At 77.6% G+C, this 15439-nt stretch carries 15 protein-coding genes; 12 read left to right on the top strand and 3 right to left on the bottom strand.

Annotation, left to right across the window (positions count from 1 at the left end; translation table 11 throughout):
* The first annotated feature begins 6 nt into the window (after positions 1–6).
* The 4 genes from ACWIZO_RS22680 (at position 7) to ACWIZO_RS22665 (ending at position 4940) form a co-directional block, all read left to right on the top strand.
* Positions 7–1998, top strand: a complete 1992-nt coding sequence (locus ACWIZO_RS22680) for a primosomal protein N' (RefSeq protein WP_448639864.1) — start codon at positions 7–9, stop codon at positions 1996–1998.
* 91 nt (positions 1999–2089) lie between these two features.
* Positions 2090–2623 carry a peptide deformylase gene (def, locus tag ACWIZO_RS22675; RefSeq protein WP_448639863.1) on the top strand — a complete coding sequence of 178 codons (534 nt, stop codon included), beginning with the start codon at positions 2090–2092 and terminating at the stop codon, positions 2621–2623.
* Positions 2572–3549, top strand: coding sequence for a methionyl-tRNA formyltransferase (fmt, locus tag ACWIZO_RS22670; RefSeq protein ID WP_448639862.1), 978 nt, complete (start codon positions 2572–2574; stop codon positions 3547–3549). Before def ends, fmt begins: the two co-directional genes overlap by 52 nt.
* Positions 3546–4940, top strand: a complete 1395-nt coding sequence (locus ACWIZO_RS22665) for an RsmB/NOP family class I SAM-dependent RNA methyltransferase (protein ID WP_448639861.1) — start codon at positions 3546–3548, stop codon at positions 4938–4940. Before fmt ends, ACWIZO_RS22665 begins: the two co-directional genes overlap by 4 nt.
* 109 nt (positions 4941–5049) lie before the next feature.
* Here the strand turns inward: ACWIZO_RS22665 and ACWIZO_RS22660 are convergent, their stop codons facing one another.
* Positions 5050–5328, bottom strand: coding sequence for a hypothetical protein (locus ACWIZO_RS22660; protein ID WP_448639860.1), 279 nt, complete (start codon positions 5326–5328; stop codon positions 5050–5052).
* Positions 5329–5557: 229 nt separating this feature from the next.
* Here ACWIZO_RS22660 and rpe point away from each other — a divergent pair, with 229 nt between their 5' ends.
* From rpe to hisG, 7 genes are read left to right on the top strand one after another with little or no spacing between them, the layout of a single operon-like run.
* The gene (gene rpe, locus ACWIZO_RS22655) at positions 5558–6232 is read left to right on the top strand and encodes a ribulose-phosphate 3-epimerase (RefSeq protein ID WP_448639859.1); all 675 of its coding nucleotides are present in this window, start codon (positions 5558–5560) and stop codon (positions 6230–6232) included.
* Positions 6229–7419 carry a bifunctional diaminohydroxyphosphoribosylaminopyrimidine deaminase/5-amino-6-(5-phosphoribosylamino)uracil reductase RibD gene (gene ribD, locus ACWIZO_RS22650; protein WP_448639858.1) on the top strand — a complete coding sequence of 397 codons (1191 nt, stop codon included), beginning with the start codon at positions 6229–6231 and terminating at the stop codon, positions 7417–7419. The genes rpe and ribD overlap by 4 nt, the downstream gene beginning before the upstream one ends.
* A 1-nt stretch (position 7420) precedes the next feature.
* The gene (locus tag ACWIZO_RS22645; protein ID WP_448639857.1) at positions 7421–8029 is read left to right on the top strand and encodes a riboflavin synthase; all 609 of its coding nucleotides are present in this window, start codon (positions 7421–7423) and stop codon (positions 8027–8029) included.
* Positions 8026–9348 carry a bifunctional 3,4-dihydroxy-2-butanone-4-phosphate synthase/GTP cyclohydrolase II gene (locus ACWIZO_RS22640; RefSeq protein ID WP_448639856.1) on the top strand — a complete coding sequence of 441 codons (1323 nt, stop codon included), beginning with the start codon at positions 8026–8028 and terminating at the stop codon, positions 9346–9348. The genes ACWIZO_RS22645 and ACWIZO_RS22640 overlap by 4 nt, the downstream gene beginning before the upstream one ends.
* On the top strand, positions 9345–9884 hold the full coding sequence (ribH, locus tag ACWIZO_RS22635) for a 6,7-dimethyl-8-ribityllumazine synthase (protein WP_448639855.1): 540 nt from the start codon (positions 9345–9347) through the stop codon (positions 9882–9884). Before ACWIZO_RS22640 ends, ribH begins: the two co-directional genes overlap by 4 nt.
* Positions 9881–10144 (top strand): phosphoribosyl-ATP diphosphatase, encoded by a 264-nt coding sequence (locus ACWIZO_RS22630; protein ID WP_446761074.1) that lies wholly within the window; start codon positions 9881–9883, stop codon positions 10142–10144. Before ribH ends, ACWIZO_RS22630 begins: the two co-directional genes overlap by 4 nt.
* Before the next feature lie 28 nt (positions 10145–10172).
* Positions 10173–11039 carry an ATP phosphoribosyltransferase gene (hisG, locus tag ACWIZO_RS22625; RefSeq protein WP_448639854.1) on the top strand — a complete coding sequence of 289 codons (867 nt, stop codon included), beginning with the start codon at positions 10173–10175 and terminating at the stop codon, positions 11037–11039.
* Between the two features lie 219 nt (positions 11040–11258).
* Here the strand turns inward: hisG and ACWIZO_RS22620 are convergent, their stop codons facing one another.
* Positions 11259–12251 carry a DUF2877 domain-containing protein gene (locus tag ACWIZO_RS22620; RefSeq protein ID WP_448639853.1) on the bottom strand — a complete coding sequence of 331 codons (993 nt, stop codon included), beginning with the start codon at positions 12249–12251 and terminating at the stop codon, positions 11259–11261.
* A gap of 287 nt (positions 12252–12538) precedes the next feature.
* Between ACWIZO_RS22620 and ACWIZO_RS22615 the strand changes: the two genes are divergently transcribed.
* A complete protein-coding gene (locus tag ACWIZO_RS22615; protein WP_448639852.1) occupies positions 12539–14464 on the top strand; it encodes a PucR family transcriptional regulator in 1926 nt (641 codons plus the stop codon).
* 67 nt (positions 14465–14531) lie between these two features.
* Here ACWIZO_RS22615 and ACWIZO_RS22610 read toward each other — a convergent pair whose 3' ends face one another.
* Positions 14532–15404 carry an SDR family NAD(P)-dependent oxidoreductase gene (locus ACWIZO_RS22610; RefSeq protein ID WP_448639851.1) on the bottom strand — a complete coding sequence of 291 codons (873 nt, stop codon included), beginning with the start codon at positions 15402–15404 and terminating at the stop codon, positions 14532–14534.
* Positions 15405–15439 lie beyond the last annotated feature (35 nt).

Genomic DNA, 15439 nt, shown 5'->3' with positions numbered 1-15439 from the left:
TCCCACGTGCCAGACGACCCTGCCGTGCCCGCGCCGGAGAGAGCGCCGCGGATCGCCCGGGTCGTCGTCGACGTGCCGCTGGCCCACCTCGACCGCCCGTTCGACTACGCCGTCCCCGACGAGCTGGCCGGCCAGGTGCGGGCCGGCTGCCGGGTGCGGGTCCGCTTCGCCGGGCAGCTGGTCGACGGGTTCGTCCTGGAGCTCACCGACGTCAGCGAGTCCGGCCGCAGGCTCGCCCCGCTGGCCAAGCTGGTGTCACCCGAGCCGGTGCTCACCCCGGAGGTCGCCGAGCTGGCCCGCTCGGTGGCGCAGCGATGGGGCGGCACGCTGACCGACGTCCTGCGGCTGGCCGTCCCGCCGCGCCGCGCCGCCGCGGAGAAGGGGCCGCCGGCCGAGCCGCCGCCACCGCCGGAGCCGCCCGACCCGGCCGGTCTCGCCCGGTACCCCACCGGCCCGGCGCTGCTGGCCGCGGTGGCCGAGGGCCGGCCCGCCCGCGCGGTGTGGACGGCGCTGCCGGGCGAGGACTGGCCGGCCCGGCTCGCCGAGCTGTGCCGGGCGGCGCTCTCGGGGAGGCGCGGCGCGCTCGTGGTGGTTCCCGACGGCCGCGACCTCGACCGGCTGGAGGCGGCGGCCACCGCGCGGTTGCCGCAGGGGTCGTTCGTCGTCCTGCGTGCCGACGCCGCCCCCGACGCCCGGTACCGGCGCTTCCTCGACGCCGCCCGCGGCAGCGCGAGGGTCGTGCTCGGCACGCGGGCCGCGGTGTTCGCGCCGGTCGCCGACCTGGGCCTGGTGGCCGTCTGGGACGACGGCGACGACCTGCACGCCGAGCCGCGCGCCCCGTACGCGCACGCCCGCGACGTGCTCCTCCACCGGGCGCACCTGGCCTCCTGCGCCGCCGTCGTCGCGGCCACCGCACGCACCGCCGAGGCGCAGCTGCTGGTCGAGAGCGGCTGGGCGCACGAGCTGGTCGCCGAGCGCGCCACCCTGCGCGCGGCGTCCCCGCGGGTGCAGGCCCTCGGCGAGGACTCCGAGCTCGCCCGCGACCCGGCCGCGCGCACCGCCCGGCTGCCCAGCCTCGCCCACCGGGTGGCGCGCGCGGCGCTGGCCGAGGGCACCCCGGTGCTCGTGCAGGTGCCGCGGGCCGGGTACGCGCCGGGGCTGTCCTGCGACCGCTGCCGGGCGCCGGCCCGCTGTGCCGTCTGCTCCGGACCGCTCGGCATCGCACCGACCCCCGGGCCGGGCGGCTCACGGGTGCCCGCCTGCCGCTGGTGCGCCCGCCCGGCGGCCACCTTCGACTGCCCGCACTGCCACGGGACGAAGCTGCGGGCCTCCGTGGTCGGGGCGTCGCGGACGGCCGAGGAGCTGGGCCGGGCGTTCCCCGGCGCGCCGGTGCGGGTGTCGGGGCGCGGGTCCGGCGTGCTGCCCTCGGTGCCCGCCGGGCCGGCGCTGGTGGTGGCCACGCCGGGCGCCGAGCCGGTGGCCGAGGGGGGGTACGGCGCGGCGCTGCTGCTCGACTCGTGGGCGCTGCTGGGCCGGGCCGACCTGCGCGCGGGGGAGGAGACCCTGCGGCGCTGGATGAACGCGGCCGCGCTGGTGCGCCCGCACGGGTCGGTCGTCGTCGCCGCCGACGCCGCGCACCCCGTCGTCCAGGCGCTGGTCCGGTGGGACCCGGGCTGGCTGGCCGAGCGCGAGCTGGCCGACCGGCGTGCCCTCGGCTTCCCGCCGGCCACCCGAATGGCCGCGCTGTCGGGCTCGCCGCCGGCGCTGGCCGAGTTCCTGCAGACCGCCCGGCTGCCGGTCGACGCCGACCTGCTGGGCCCGGTGCCCGAGCCCCCGCGGCCCGGCCAGGAGGGCGAGCGGGAGCGCTACCTGGTGCGGGTGCCGCGCGGCGCGGGCGCGGCGCTGGCCGCCGCCCTGGCCGAGGCGCAGGGCGTGCGCAGCGCGCGGAAGGCCGCCGAGCACGTGCGCGTCCAGCTCGACCCGTTGGAGCTGGTCTGAGACCGGCCGTCCCGGTGGCCCCTCGGCAGGGGCCCGCCGCGAGCTCGCGAGTGGCGGGGGGGCCGAGGGGTCCTTCTCCTACGATCGACTCGTGAGCGTCACCCCCATCCGGCTGCTGGGCGACCCGGTCCTGCACCGGCCCGCAGCCCCCGTCGCCGACTTCGACGCGGAGCTGCGCCGGCTGGTCACCGACCTGACCGAGACCATGCACGCCGCCGGCGGCGCCGGGCTGGCCGCGCCGCAGATCGGCGTGGGCCTGCGGGTGTTCACCTGGTACGTCGACGGGGAGGTCGGGCACCTGGTCAACCCGTCGGTCGACCTGGTCGGGGAGGAGACCGAGGAGGCGCCCGAGGGGTGCCTGTCGATCCCCGGTTACCGCTTCGACTGCCGCCGTCACCTGCACGTGGTCGCCACCGGCTGGAACCAGCACGGCGACCCGGTGCGGGTGGAGGGCTCGCACCTGCTGGCCCGCGCGGTGCAGCACGAGGTCGACCACCTCGACGGCGTGGTGTTCGTCGACCGGCTCGACCCGGAGGCCCGCGCGGCCGCGCTGGCGGCGCTGGCCGAGGCGGAGTGGAAGGACATGGCCGCCTGGGTCCCGCGCGTGGAGGTGAGCCCCCACTGAGGCTCCTGTTCGCCGGGACGCCGGAGCCCGCCGTCCCCTCGCTGGAGGCGCTGCTGGCCTCCGGCCACGAGGTCGTCGCCGTCCTCACCCGCCCCGACGCCCGCTCGGGCCGCGGCCGGAGGGTGAGCCGCTCCCCGGTGGCCGAGCGCGCCGACGCCGCCGGCCTGCCGGTGCTCACACCCCGCTCGCCGCGCGAGCCGGAGTTCCTGGCGCAACTGGCCGACCTCGCCGTCGACTGCGCGCCGGTGGTCGCCTACGGCGCGCTGGTGCCGCCCGCGGCGCTGGACGTGCCCGCGCACGGCTGGGTCAACCTGCACTTCTCGCTGCTGCCGGCCTGGCGCGGCGCCGCCCCGGTGCAGCACGCGCTCATGGCCGGCGACGAGGTCACCGGTGCGTGCACCTTCCGGCTCGAACAGGGCCTGGACACCGGGCCGGTCTACGGCGTGGTCACCGAGCCGATCGGCCCGCGCGACACCGCCGGCGACCTGCTCGGCCGGCTCGCCGTCAGTGGCGCCCGGCTGCTCGTGGCCACCCTCGACGGCATCGCCGCCGGCGGCCTCGTGCCCCGGCCCCAGCCGGCCGAGGGGATCAGCCTGGCGCCGCGGATCGAGACCGCCGACGCCCGGGTCGACTGGGCGCTGCCGGCGCACGTCGTCGACCGGCGCGTGCGCGGCGTGACGCCGGCGCCGGGCGCGTGGACGACCTGGCGCGGGGACCGGCTGCGGCTGGGCCCGGTGGAGCCGCTGCAGGGGGCCCCGGAGCTGCCGCCCGGTGAGGTGGCGGTGCGGCCGGACGGCGTCGTCGTCGGCACCGGCCGGGGGGCGGTGCGGCTGGGTGAGGTGCAGCCCGCCGGCAAGCGCCTGCTGCCCGCGGCCGACTGGGCCCGCGGCGCGCGTCCGGCGCCCGGCGAGCGGCTCGGCGCGTGAGCGGCCCGCCCCGGCGCCCCGCCGCGCCCCGTCGGGGACGCCGCGACCGCCGTCCGCCCCGCCGCGCACCCCTCGACGGCGCCCGGCTGACCGCCTACGACGTCCTCGACGGCGTCTCCGCGCGGGAGGCCTACGCCAACCTGCTGCTGCCGCAGCTGCTGCGCGAGCGCGACCTCGAGCCGCGCGACGCGGCCCTCGCCACCCAGCTCGCCTACGGGGCGCTGCGGGCGCAGGGCACGCTCGACGCCGTCCTCGCCCGGCTGGTCGACCGGCCGCTGGCCGACCTCGACCGGCGGGTCCTCGACCTGCTCCGCCTGGGCACCTACCAGCTGCTCGACCTGCGGGTGCCCGCACACGCCGCCGTCGCCACGACCGTCGACCTCACCCGCGCCGTCGTCGGGACCGGCGCCTCGGGTCTGGTCAACGCCGTCCTGCGCAAGGTGGCCACCGGCGGCGACCGCGCCGCGTGGCTCGAGCAGCTGGGCGCCGAGGGCGACCGGCGCCTGGCGCTGGCCACCGACCACCCGGAGTGGGTCGTCGCCGCCTGGCGGGAGGCCCTGGGGGGCGACGAGGAGCTCGAGGCCGCCCTGCTGGCCGACGACGCCGCGCCGGAGGTGCACCTGGTGGCCCGCCGGGTGGGCCGGGAGGCGCTGGCCGAGGAGTCGGGCGGGACGCCGGGGCCGTGGTCGCCGTACGCCGTGCGGCTGGGCGGCGGGGACCCCGGCCGGATCCGGTCCGTGCGCGAGGGCGCCGCCGCGGTGCAGGACGAGGGCAGCCAGCTCGCCGCGCTGCTGCTCGCCCGGGCGCCGCTGGAGGGCCCGGACGCCCGCTGGCTCGACGTCTGCGCCGGCCCCGGCGGCAAGGCGGGCCTGCTGGCCGCCGTCCGCCCGGCCGGGGTGCACCTCACCGCCGCCGACCGGGCGCCGCACCGCGCCGAGCTGGTCCGCGGGGCGCTGGCCGGGGAGGACGACGTCGAGGTGCTCGTCGCCGACGGCCGCGAGCCGCCGTGGGCCCCGGGCTCGTTCGACCGGGTGCTGCTCGACGCGCCGTGCACCGGGCTGGGCGCGCTGCGCCGCCGTCCCGAGGTGCGCTGGCGGCGCGGTCCCGAGGACGTCGGCCCGCTGGCGCAGCTGCAGACGGCGCTGCTGGACGCGGCGCTGACCTCCGTGCGGCCCGGCGGGGTGGTCGCCTACGTGACCTGCTCGCCGCACGTGGCGGAGACGGTCGCGGTCGCCGACGCCGCGGCCGCCCGGGACGACGTCGAGGTGCTGCCCGTGGCGCCGCTGCTCGAGGGTGTGCCGGGGGTGGAGCGCGGGCCGTACGGGCAGCTGTGGCCGCACCGGCACGGCACCGACGCGATGTTCACGGCCCTGCTGCGCCGCACCCGCTGAGTCGGTCCCGCCGAGATGCGGCCGCGCGTCGTCACCTCCGGGAGGGAGCGCGTCCGGCCGCATCTCGACGTCAGCCTCTCCTTCGGCGGCGCGGTGGTCACTCACCGGCTCAGCTCCCCGACGGTGGGTCGGTGAGCCAGCGCCGGGCTTCCTGCAACCGGCGTTCGTCGGTCACCACGTCCGCCACCGCGACGACCGTCAGCACGGCCACGGCGGCCCATCCGACGGCCACCGGCTCGGGGTCCCGACGCACAGGGCCCCAGGAGCCCGACCACCGGCCGGTGCCCAGGAGGACCGCGGTCAGCGGCCGGGCGACCTCCTCCACGCAGACGCGCAGCCAGGGCCGTCGGACCCAGCGGTCCTCGTCCTCGTCCTCGTCCGGCAGCACGGCCGGGGACCTCGGAGGGCGGTGTCCTCCTGCGCGCGCCGCTCACGCGTCCGAGTGGCGGGCGCCGGAGGACTCGCCGGTGTCGACCTGGTGCTGTCTCGGGGGCCGGGAGACGACCGCAGGTCGACACCGGGTGCCGAGATGCGGCGGAGCGTCGCCACCGCTCGCCGGAGACCGCGCCCGACCGCGACCGGGAGCGGTGATCGCCGCGCACCTAGACTCGGAGGTCGTGGCCCGCACCCCGATGATCGCCCCCAGCCTGCTCTCGGCGGACTTCGCCCGGCTGGCCGACGAGGTGGCGCGCGTGGCCGACGCCGACTGGCTGCACGTCGACGTCATGGACGCCCACTTCGTGCCCAACCTGACCCTGGGCCGGCCGGTGGTGGAGGCGATCCAGGCGGTCAGCCCCGTGCCGCTGGACTGCCACCTGATGATCGAGGCGCCCGAGCGCTGGGCGCCCGGCTACGCCGAGCTCGGGGCCCGCAACGTCACCGTGCACGCCGAGGCCTGCACCGGCGACCCCCGCGACGTCGCCCGCGACCTCCGCGCCGCCGGGGCACTGGCCGGCCTGGCCATCAAGCCGGGCACCCCGCTGGAGGACTACACCGAGGTCCTGCGCGACTTCGACACCCTGCTGGTCATGACCGTCGAGCCCGGCTTCGGCGGCCAGACGTTCATGGCCGAGGTGCTGCCCAAGGTCCGCCGGGCCCGCGAGCTGGTCGACACCGGCCACCTGCGGCTGTTCGTCGAGGTCGACGGCGGCATCAACGCCGACACGATCGAGCAGGCCGCCGCGGCCGGCGCCGACGTCTTCGTCGCGGGCTCGGCCGTCTACGGCGCCGAGGACCCGGCCCGCGCCATCGCCGCGCTCCGCGCGCAGGCCGCGGCGGCGACCGCCGGGTGAGCCCCCAGGAGCAGGCAGCCACGGCCCGGGCGCGCGAGTCCAGCGCCACGGCCCGGGCGCGCGAGTCCAGCGCCACGGCCCGGGCGCGCGAGTCCAGCGCCACGGCCCGGGCGCGCGAGTCCAGCGCCACGGCCCGGGCGCGCGAGTCCAGCGCCATGGCCCGGGCCCGGGAGCTGGGGCTGGGCGTCCTCGGCACCACCAGCCCGAACCCCGCCGTCGGCGCCGTCGTCCTCGACGCGGACGGCGCGGTCGTGGGCGAGGGCGCCACATCCCCGCCCGGCGGCCCGCACGCCGAGGTGCACGCGCTGGCGCAGGCCGGCGAGCGGGCGCGGGGCGGCACCGCCGTGGTCACCCTCGAGCCGTGCGCGCACACCGGGCGCACCGGGCCGTGCGCCGACGCGCTGCTGGCCGCCGGCGTCGCGCGGGTCGTCGTCGCCGTCCCCGAGCCCACCGGCCTGGCCGGGGGAGGAGCCGACCGGCTCCGGGCCGCGGGGGTCGATGTCGAGCTCGGCGTCGAGCAGGCCGCCGCCGAGGAGGGCGCCCTGGGCGCGTGGCTCACCGGGGTCCGGGAGGGGCGCCCGCAGGTGGTGTGGAAGGTCGGGGCGACCCTCGACGGGCGGGTGGCGGCCGCCGACGGCACCAGCCGCTGGATCACCGGCGAGACGGCCCGCGCCGCCGTCCACGCGCTGCGCGCCACCTGTGACGCGGTCGTCGTCGGCTCCGGGACCGCGCTGGCCGACGACCCGCAGCTCACCGTCCGCGACGCCGACGGCCGTGACGCCGCCCGCCAGCCGCTGCGCGTCGTCCACGACCGGCGCGGCCGGCTGCCGGCCACCGCGCGGGTGTTCGACGCCGCCGCCCCCACCCACGTCAGCGCCGCGGCGGGCCCGGCCGAGCTGCTCGCCGAGCTGTTCGGCCGCGACGTCCGCCGGGTGCTGCTCGAGGGCGGCCCCACCCTGGCCGCGGCGTTCCTGCGCGCCGGCCTGGTCGACGAGGCCGTCGTCCACCTCGCGCCCACGCTGCTCGGCGCCGGCCCCTCCCTGGTGGGCGACCTGGGAATCAGCACGATCTCCGCGGCGCTCCCCCTCGAGGTGCGGGACGTCACCCTGCTGGGCGGGGACGTGCAGGTCCGCCTGCGCCCCACCCGTCACACTGGGGACCGACCGCACGCGGACGAGAGGGGTTGAGGTGTTCACCGGCATCGTCGAGGAGGTCGGCTCCCTCGCCGCGCGCGAGGACGCCGGCGACGCCGCGGTCCTGCGCATCCGCGCCCGCCGCGTGCTCGAGGACGTCGCCCTCGGCGACTCGATCGCGGTCAACGGCGTCTGCCTGACCGTCACCGGCACCGACGGCGAGGTGTGGACCACCGACGTCATGGCCGAGACCCTGCGCCGCAGCAGCCTCGGCGCCCTGGCCGACGGCGACCCGGTCAACCTCGAGCGGGCCGTGGCCGCGGGGGGACGCCTGGGCGGTCACGTGGTGCAGGGCCACGTCGACGGCGTCGGCCGGGTCGTCTCCCGGACGCCGGGCGAGCACTGGGAGGTCGTGCGGGTCGCGCTGCCACCGGACCTGGCCCGCTACGTCGTCGAGAAGGGCTCGATCACCGTCGACGGCGTCTCCCTCACCGTCAGCGCCCTGAGCGCCGCCGACGACCCCGAGCCCTGGTTCGAGGTCAGCCTCATCCCCACCACCCTCCGCGAGACCACGCTGGGCCGCCGCGCCCCGGGGGACCCGGTCAACCTGGAGGTCGACGTGATCGCCAAGTACGTGGAACGCCTGCTGGGAGCACGCCGATGACCGGGCCCGTCCGCCTCGACTCCGTCGAGAGCGCCATCGCCGCGATCAAGGACGGCCGCCCCGTCGTCGTCATCGACGACGAGGACCGCGAGAACGAGGGCGACCTCATCTTCGCCTCCGAGCTGGCCACGCCGGAGCTGGTCGCGTTCATGGTCCGGTACACCTCGGGCTACATCTGCGTCTCGGTCACCGAGGCCGACGCCGACCGCCTCGACCTGCCGCCGATGTTCCGGGTCAACCAGGACCGCCGCGGCACCGCCTACACCGTCACCGTCGACGCCCGCGAGGGCGTGACCACCGGCATCTCCGCCGCAGACCGGGCGCACACCATCCGGCTGCTCGTCGGCGCCGAGACCTCCTCGGCCGACCTCGCCCGGCCCGGCCACATCGTGCCCCTGCGCGCCCGGGACGGCGGGGTGCTGCGCCGCCCCGGGCACACCGAGGCCGCCGTCGACCTCGCCGTCCTGGCCGGCCTGCGCCCCTCGGGCACGCTGTGCGAGCTGGTCAGCGAGAAGGACCCCACCGGCATGGCCCGCGCCGAGGAGCTGCGGGTCTTCGCCGACGAGCACGACCTGTGCCTGATCTCCATCGCCGACCTGATCGCCTACCGCAAGCGCTTCGACAAGCTCGTCGAGCGCGTCGCCGAGGCCACCGTGCCGCTCGTGCCGGGCACCTTCACCGCCGTCGGCTACCGCAGCTCCTACGACGAGCGCGAGCACGTCGCCTTCGTCTACGGCGACATCGGCGACGGCGCGGACGTGCTGGTGCGGGTGCACTCCGAGTGCCTCACCGGCGACGTCTTCGGCTCGCTGCGCTGCGACTGCGGCCCGCAGCTGCAGGCGGCGCTGGCCGCCGTCGCCCACGAGGGCCGTGGGGTGGTGCTCTACATCCGCGGGCACGAGGGCCGGGGGATCGGCCTGCTGCACAAGCTGCAGGCCTACCAGCTCCAGGACGCCGGGATCGACACCGTCGACGCCAACCTCGACCTGGGCCTGCCCGCCGACGCCCGCGACTACGGCACCGGCGCGCAGATCCTCGTCGACCTCGGCGTGCACACCATGCGACTGCTCACCAACAACCCGGCCAAGCGCGCCGGGCTGGAGGGCTACGGCCTCAAGGTCACCGGCCGGGTGCCGCTGCCGAGCCACGTCACCGCCGAGAACCTGGCCTACCTGCGCACCAAGCGCGACCGGATGGGCCACCTGCTCGACATCATCGAGCCCGAGACCGAGGCGGGGCCGGCCGACGTCCCCGCCGGTGGACACGCCACCGTCCCCGGCACCGACGTCCCCCTCCGCCGGCAGGAGCAGCAGCTGTGAGCGGTCAGGGCCGCCCCGAGGCGCAGGCGGTCGACGCCGCCGGCCTGTCGCTGGGCATCGTGGCCACCACCTGGCACGCCGAGATCACCGAGGCGCTGCTCGCCCGCGCGGTCGAGGCGGCCCGCGCCAGCGGGGTCGTCGAGCCGACCGTCGTGCGCGCGCCGGGTGCGGTGGAGCTGTCGGTGGTCGCCCAGGCGCTGGCCGAGCGGCACGACGCCGTCGTCGCCCTCGGGGTGGTGATCCGCGGCGGCACCCCGCACTTCGAGTACGTCTGCGACGCCGTCACCGCCGGCCTGACCCGGGTCGCCCTCGACGCCGGGCGGCCCGTCGGCAACGGCGTGCTGACCTGCGACACCGAGGAGCAGGCCCGCGACCGGGCCGGGTTGCCCGGCTCGGCCGAGGACAAGGGCTGGGAGGCCACCGTCGCCGCGCTGGCCACCGCGCTGACCCTGCGCGGCCTGCGGGCCCCGCAGCGGGCCACCGGCTTCCAGGCCACACCCGCCGTCACGCCGGTCCCCGGGCAGGGCATCGCGTGAAGACCTTCGACGAGCTGTTCGCCGAGTTGTCGGGCAAGGTCGCCGCGGCCGACCCCGCCTCGGGCACCGTGACCGCCGTCCGCGACGGTGTGCACGCCGCCGGCAAGAAGGTGGTCGAGGAGGCCGCGGAGTCCTGGATGGCCGCCGAGCACGAGGGCCCCGAGCGGACGGCGGAGGAGATCAGCCAGCTGCTCTACCGGGTGCAGGTCCTCATGCTCGCCCGCGGGCTGACCCTCGACGACGTCTACACCCACCTCTGAACCACCCACGACCCCGAGGAGTACCCCTGTGCTGCGCGTCGCCGTCCCCAACAAGGGCGCCCTGAGCGAGCCCGCGGCCGCGATGCTCGACGAGAGCGGCTACCGCCAGCGGCGCAGCACCAAGGACCTCGCCGTCTACGACCCCGACAGCGACACCGAGTTCTTCTACCTGCGCCCGCGCGACATCGCCGTCTACGTCGCCGCCGGCACGCTCGACGTCGGCATCACCGGCCGGGACATGTTGCTGGAGACCGCGCCGGCCGAGGGCGAGGGCCACTCGGCGGTGGAGGTCATGCCGCTGGGCTTCGGCCGCTCCTCGTTCCGCTTCGCCAGCCCCGTCGAGTCGCCCGTCGACACCATCGAGCAGCTGGCCGGCAAGCGGATCGCCACCGCCTACCCGGTGCTGCTGCAGCGCTTCCTCGACGAGTCGGGGATCAGGGCCGGTGTGGTCAGACTCGACGGCGCGGTGGAGACCGCCTGCCGGCTCGGCGTGGCCGACGCGGTGTGCGACGTCGTCGAGACCGGGACGACGCTGCGCGCGGCCGGGCTGCGGATCATCGGGGAGCCGGTGCTCAGCAGCGAGGCGGTCCTCGTCCGCCGGGAGGGCGCCGAGGAGATCCCCGCCGTCGCGCAGCTGCGCCGCCGGCTGCGCGGCGTGCTCGTGGCCCGGCAGTACGTGCTGCTCGACTACGACTGCCCCAACGAGCTGCTGGAGAAGGCGACCGCGCTGACGCCCGGGCTCGAGGGCCCCACCGTCAGCCCGTTGCAGACCGAGGGCTGGTCGGCGGTGCGGGCGATGGTCCGCCAGGGCGACACCAACCGGGTCATGGACGAGCTCTGGGAGCTCGGCGCCCGCGCGATCCTGGTCACCAGCATCCACGCCTGCCGCATCTGACGCCGTCGGCCGACGCCGGTCCTACGCCGGTCCGACGCCGATCATCGGCGGGTGGTGGTCGCCGTCGGCGCGTCGAGCAGCCGGCTGCCGATGATCACCGCGCCGGACGCACAGGAGCCCCCGTCCCGGCCGGACGGGGGCTCCGGCGACGTCCCGCTGGCCGGCCCCGTCCGGAGGGCCGGCGCGAGTCGGCGGGCGTGCGGAGGACGGGGTCCTCGATCAGCGCACCCGGGTGGTGCGGTCGACCAGGTCGATCGCGGTGCACAGGCCCAGCGCCAGGGCCCGCCCGCTGGTGGAGCCGGTGGCCAGCAGCCCCGCGATCGCCGGGCCCAGGGGGCGCTCGCCGACCAGGCCGTGCAGCACCGCCGCGTACTCGCCGCTGACCCGGCCGGCCGCGGCGTGCCGCAGCAGGGCCCGCGACAGCTCCGTCGTCCGGCCGGCGGCCAGCGCGTAGACGCCGGCGGCGAACCGCTCGGCGGCCGGGTGCCCCAGCAGCACGAGGCCGGCCATGGTGCCGGCCATGACGTCGTCGCCGGCCGGGGTCAGGCCGGGGCCGAGGCCCACGAGCCGGGCGGCCGTGCGCAGCGCCGCGTCGAGGTCGGCCCGGCGGACGGCGCCGCGCAGCGCGGCCAGCGGACCGCCCGGCCCGGCGGGCAGGCCGGGCAGGGTGAAGGCGCTGTGCGGGACGCCCTCCCCGTAGAGGGTGGTGCGCAACTGCCGCACGCCCTCGGGCAGCAGCGCCGGGCGTGGGCTGGGCAGCCGCGGCCGCGGGTCCCACCACGCCGCCGCGCGCACCACCAGGTCACCGACGACGATCCGGCCGGCACCGACCTCGGCGGGTGCGCCGGGGGGCAGGTTCACCAGCGGTCGGCCGTTGCTCGGCCGGAAGAGCACGCAGCTCAGCGGCAGCCGGGCGGCGTCGCTGCTGAGCACACCGACGACGTCACCGCCGCGGTCGGTGGGCACCTGCAGGTAGACGGCGGCCGGCGCGCTCATGAGGACGCGTGCGGTGCGCACGGGCCCGCGCAGGAGGTCGGCGATCCCCGTGCTGGCCGACGCGGGGACGGCGGAGGCGGCACGGGCGGGGGGCGCGGTGCGCACCGTCTCCTGGGCCGAGGCCCGCGGGAGGGGGATCGTGGGGAGGCCGGCGCGGGCAGCACGCCCCCGGACGGCGGCCTCGGGGTCGGTGGTCGTGTGGTCGATGGTGCGCATGGCAGGCCCTTCACCGTCGGCTCGGCGGGGGCGACTCTCCGCTCGGTCCCCCCGCCCGGAGCGGTCCCCCCGCCGGGAGCAGTCGGGGCGCCAGGTGCGGCGACCGCCTACCATCCAGCGGACGGAACGGACCGGGTCTCGAAGCTAAGCGGCGCGTCGCACGTCCTCGTATGGCGAATGTGGCCAAGAATGAGGGTGGCCGTCCAGGCACACCTGCCAGGTTCCTGCAACTCACGAAGGACGACGGCCGACGAGGAGGGTGAGTCGTGACTCACAGTGGGGTCTCGATGACCTCAGGTTTGTACCCCACCACGCCGCTCCCGCCGCACCGGGGGTGGCACGGGACCGGGGCGTCCCGGACCGCGGCGGTCCGCGACGCCCGGCCCGGATGGCGCGACCAGGTCGGGCTGCGGGTCGACGAGGCGCTGCAGCTGCCCCGGCTCGCGGGCGCGGATGTGGTGGCGGGCCGGTCCGGCCTGACGCGACTCGTACGGCACATGGTCGTGGACGACCCGTCGGCTCCGCTGACCGGTGCAGGTCCCGACGTCCTCCTCGTCCTGGGCGCCCGGCTGCCCCCGGCCGACCCGGCGGACTGCCGCGCGCTGGTCGAGCGCCTGGAGGCCCGGGGCACCGCCGCGCTGGCCTACCGCCGCACCGAGGGGCCGCCGCCGCTGCCCGCCGAGGTGCTGGCCGAGGCCGACCGGCGCGCGCTGCCGGTGGTCGCCCTGCCCGCGACCGTCCGGCTGGACGAGGCGGTCTCGGAGGTCCTCGGTGCGGTGGTCCGCAAGCAGGGCGAGGCCCTGGTCATGTCGGCCCGCATGCACGACCAGTTCATCGACGTCGCGCTGTCCGGCGGCGGGCTGGCCGAGGTGACCGACCAGCTGGCCACCTTCCTCGAGGGTGCCGCGGTGCTGGGCCTGGGGCCCGACCGCGAGATCGTCACCACCGCCGGCCCGCCGGAGGACGTCGCCGAGATCAGCGACTGGCTGTGGCTGCTCGACGCCGAGGCCGAGGACGAGCTGGCGACGATGGCGCCCTCGCGCCGGGTCTCGGGCGTGCGCGCCGACCAGACCGTCGTCACCCCGGCCGACGTGCTCGCCGACGCCGACCTCTCGCCGGCCGACGGCATCCTGCTCGTCCCCGGCCACCACGAGCTGCCCGGCGGGGTGGGGGAGTACGCCGTCGCACCCATCATGGCCGGCGACCAGCGGCACGGCTGGCTGGTCGCCGTCCACCGGACCGGGCAGATGGTGGTCGGCGCCGGCGGTGTCCTCGAGCGGGCCGCGGTCATCTCGGCGCTGTCGGTCATCCGCCAGCAGGCCGTGCACTCGGTGGAGCTGCGCTTCCAGGGCGACCTGGTGCGCCGGCTGGTCGCCGGGTCGCTGCGGCACACCGAGCGGGCGCTGGCGCAGACCCGGTCCTTCGGCTGGCGGCTCGACGGCCCGGTCGTCGTCCTCGTGACGGCCACCGAGACCGCCGCCGACCGGCAGGCCGACCCCACCCGGGCCCTCGACGTCCTCGACCGGCTGGCCGACGGGTGGCGCGCCGCGCTGGAGACCGAGGTCTCCGGTGCGGCGGTCGCGGGGCTGTCCACCGAGATCGTCACGGTGCTGCCGCTCGACGAGCGCTCCCCGGAGGAGATCACCGCGCTGGTCACCGCCGTCACCTCGCGGGTCAACGCGCGGGTGCGGCGGGTGGGCCGCGTCCTGGCCACCGGCATCGGCCGCCCGGCGCTGTCGCTCTCGGCGCTCGGTGAGGCCCACCAGCAGGCGCAGCGGGCCCTGGGCGTCGGCCAGGAGATCCACGGGCCGGCCACGGTCACCCACTTCGACCAGCTCGGCGTCTTCCGGCTGCTGTCGCTCATCCCCGACTCGACCGAGCTGCGGTCCTACGTCGACGAGGTCCTCGGCTCGCTGGCCGACGCCTCCGACCCCGACTCCGCCGACCTGCGCGAGACGCTGCGGGTGCTGCTGGAGACCAACCTCAACGTCGCGGAGTCCGCCCGCCGGCTGCACTTCCACTACAACACGATGCGCTACCGCATCGGCAAGCTCGAGCGGCTGCTGGGGCCCTTCACGACCGACCCCACGCTGCGGCTGAACCTCCTGCTGGCGCTGCACGCCGCGCGGATGCGCGGGCTCGACCAGCCGCACCGGCCGCCGGTCGACGCCGGCCTGCTCCCTCCGGACGACGGCTTCGACGCGCTGGTGTGAGGAAGGACCCCCTCGCCCCCCGCCGTTCGCTCCGCTCCCGGCGGGCCCCTGCGAGGGGGCCGTCGGGTCACGCGACGGAGAGCCCGACGAGCTCGGCGCTGACCTCCCACAGCTCGCGGGCCCGGCCGGGGTCGAGGCTCTCCGGCGACGACGGTGCCTCGACGCCGCGCTCGACGTAGCGGCCGCCGGTGCCGGGCGGGCCGGTCACCAGCGCCGTCAGCTGGGCCGCGGCGCGCTCCGGGCGCTGCGCGCCCGGTAGCCGCTCCAGCAGCGGCGTGAGCGTGCGGTAGACCGCCTGCGCCGGCGGGGGGTAGTCGCGGGCGAGGCCGGTGGCCGGCAGCAGGCCGGGGTCGAAGGCGGCGACGTCGAGGCCGGGGCAGCGGCGGGCCAGCTCGCGGGCGAAGTAGACGGTGGCCAGCTTCGACGTCGCGTAGGCCACCTGCCCCGACCCCTGGCGCGGCGTGGCCAGCACCTGCGGGGAGTCCCACCGCGGCCGCGGGAAGGGGCCGGACTTCCGCAGCGTGCCGAAGTGCGTGCCGCTGCTGACCACGACGACCCGGCCGCCGGGCGCCAGGTGCGGCAGCAGCAGCCGGGTGAGCAGGTGGTTGCCGAGGTGGTTGACGGCGAAGGTCAGCTCGTACCCGTCGGCGGAGGCGTGCTCGGTGCTGCGCACCTGGACGCCGGCGTTGAGCACGAGGACGTCGAGCGGGCTCCGCGTCGCGATCTCCCGGGCGGCTGCCCGGACCGACGCCAGCGAGGCGAGGTCCAGGTCCACCACGCCGGTACCGGGGCCGAGCGCGGCGGCGACCTCCTCGCCTCGCGGCACGTCGCGGACACCGAGCAGCACCTGCCAGCCCGGGGTCGCGGCGAGCAGGCCGGCGGTGGCGCGGCCCAGCCCCGAGGTGGCGCCGGTGACCAGTGCGGTGCGGGTCCTGTCCACGACGCCTCCTGATCGGTGAGCGGTCCGGGACGGCG

It is taken from the genome of Geodermatophilus sp. URMC 63 (assembly GCF_053502565.1).
This window is presented reverse-complemented; position numbering and strand designations above follow the sequence as displayed.